The following is a 2,496-nucleotide window of genomic DNA, read 5'->3' as shown; positions in this document are numbered from 1 at the left end:
GAAGAGTCAAACCTTATCGACATTGTTGAAGACAGCATTGATGCGTCACCAATTTCTGGTTCCCATGAAGGTCTTGTTACTGAAACGATAGAAGAGACAAACCTTATTGACATTGTTGAAGACAGCATTGATGCGTCACCGATTTCTGGTTCCCATGAAGGTCTTGTTACCGAAACGATAGAAGACACTAACCTTACAAAGGCAATTATCAAAGATACAATCGTGAAAGAACCAAAGGGGACTCAAGCAAATCAATCAATGGAGTTGCCAAAAACAGGAGAAGTTAATTCTGTCTTATCGATTTTGCTAGGAATGTTTACCATTGCTATATCAGGTATGTTATATAAAAAGAAAGATTAGGTTTGAATAACTAATCTATGCCTTTCTTTGCAATCAATTTATCTTAAAGAATCAAAGTTCCCTTTCTTATTTATCAAGAAAGAGGCTAGTCTTACTTTCAAGCTGAGCGACTTCTTTAGGAGTCGCTTTTAGCTATCCTAAAGAAGTGTCTTAAACAAGTATTTCTTTTTTAAAATAAGAAGTGACCTAGTGTCAAAATCCTTGACCTATGACGATTATTAATATAGAATCAAAGGAAGTTGCTTAAAATTTTTAGAATATTTAAATCTGTCGAAAAAAAGTGAAAATTAAAAAAGAGAAAAAGGATTTACCTCAATGCAAAAGAATAACAAAAAGAAACTAACCCAATTTATCACAATCGCTAGCGTAGCGGGAGGAATTTTCTTAGCTCCTGCTGGCACAGTTAAATCAGATTCAGATATTCAATGGAACTGGCTTGCTTACGACGCAGCAATAAAGAATCCATTTGAAGATGGCTATCATGAATTAATGGCACAAAAAGATCCCGAGACAGAAGCCTTTCATGTTTTTTGTTATCAAATAAACAAAGGTGCTCCACAGGGTCAAGAAGAATCTAATAAATTCCAATATAATATTATTAAAGGTGGTATCAAAGGTCTTTATTCCAATGCTGAGGGTAAAGATATGGGAGAAAATGAGGCTGACCAGCTAGAGCAAGACATAAAAAGAGTGTTATATTTTGGTTATCCTAATAATACGAGCATTGAAAACAATACACCCTTGAAAGATTTAACAAAGGCACAGCAAATCTCTGTTACACAAGATGCTATTTGGTACTTCGCAGATAAAACTAATATAGATTCTTCAAGCTATTACGAGTCAAAAGAAAATGGTGACAAAAGAGCTAAAGCATTTGAATTTTTGATTTCAAAAGAACGTATGGTAGAATCTAATAATTTAGAAATATCTTTATATATGCCAAAGAACGAAAGTAATCAAGTTTTAATTGGTCTTAAAAATAAATTTACCCCTGAACTGACACCAGAAGAAGCTTCATCTGCTATTGATACTGTTAACTGTGAGTGTGTTAAGGTAGACTTGGAAAAAGATGGTCAAGGCGTTTGGATTATTACTTATCTCGATAAAGATGGAGATAATAATTACGATAAAGAATCAGATGAATTATTGAAAAAAGAACTTGTAGAAAATGGCGTTGATGGCGTTGACGGAGCTAAAGGCGAACAAGGAACTCCAGGTAAAGACGGCGTTGATGGCGTTGACGGTGTAGATGGCGCTCAAGGACCTAAGGGTGAAACTGGAGCCCAAGGTATTGCAGGTCAAAATGGCGTTGACGGTGTTGACGGAGCTAAGGGTGAACAAGGAATTCCAGGTAAAGATGGTGTTGACGGAGCTAAGGGCGAACAAGGAACTCCAGGTAAAGACGGCATTGATGGCGTTGACGGTGTAGATGGCGCTCAAGGACCTAAGGGTGAAACTGGAGCCCAAGGTATTGCAGGTCAAAATGGCGTTGACGGTGTAGATGGCGCTACCGGAGCTCAAGGCGAGCAAGGCATTCAAGGTAACACTGGAGAAACAGGCGCTACCGGAGCTCAAGGCGAGCAAGGCATCCAAGGTAACACTGGAGAAACAGGCGCTACCGGATCTAAAGGTGACAAAGGCGATAAAGGCGACAAAGGCGATAAAGGCGATAAAGGCGATAAAGGCGATAAAGGCGATAAAGGCGACACTGGAGCTAAAGGTGACAAAGGTGAAACTGGCCAAGCCGATACTCAAAGCAACCAGAATCACACTGATGTAACTACTGTTCAAGATTCTGAAGCTGATAAAGTAGTTCAAGGTTCTCAAAATCAAGTTGAGCAGACAATGACACAACATGAAACAGTGCCATCTCCACAGCCTCTTGGCACTAAAATGACAGTAAGCCAAGAAAAAAATATCACTAAAGCTAACAAAACACCTTTAATGGCTTCTAAATCAATGAAGTCATTGCCAAAAACGAATGAAACACCTAGTTCGCTAGCAACTTTTGGCACGATGTTATTAACAACTCTAGGTCTTGGTTTCTTCCTTAACCGTAAACGAGAAAGCTAATCATTCTAGTTTCATAATTTGACACAAAATATGCTTGGAAATAGCGGCTCATTGTCAACTGTA

2 protein-coding genes are annotated in these 2,496 nt (G+C 38.4%); both read left to right on the top strand.

Features of this window, described 5'->3' with window-relative positions; genetic code table 11:
* The coding region (locus tag AKK44_RS08165; RefSeq protein WP_152911090.1) for an LPXTG cell wall anchor domain-containing protein at window positions 1–360 on the top strand (360 nt) is incomplete at its 5' end.
* Between the two features lie 315 nt (window positions 361–675).
* Window positions 676–2,433 carry a thioester-forming surface-anchored protein gene (locus AKK44_RS08160; protein ID WP_054279273.1) on the top strand — a complete coding sequence of 586 codons (1,758 nt, stop codon included), beginning with the start codon at window positions 676–678 and terminating at the stop codon, window positions 2,431–2,433.
* Window positions 2,434–2,496: the final 63 nt, after the last annotated feature.

Origin of the sequence: Streptococcus phocae (assembly GCF_001302265.1) — a bacterium.
GTDB lineage: Bacteria > Bacillota > Bacilli > Lactobacillales > Streptococcaceae > Streptococcus > Streptococcus phocae.
This window is presented reverse-complemented; position numbering and strand designations above follow the sequence as displayed.

Coding starts and splice junctions, on each gene's coding strand:
- AKK44_RS08160 (WP_054279273.1), top strand. CDS start 676: ATGCAAAAGAATAACAAAAAGAAACTAACCCAATTTATCACAATCGCT.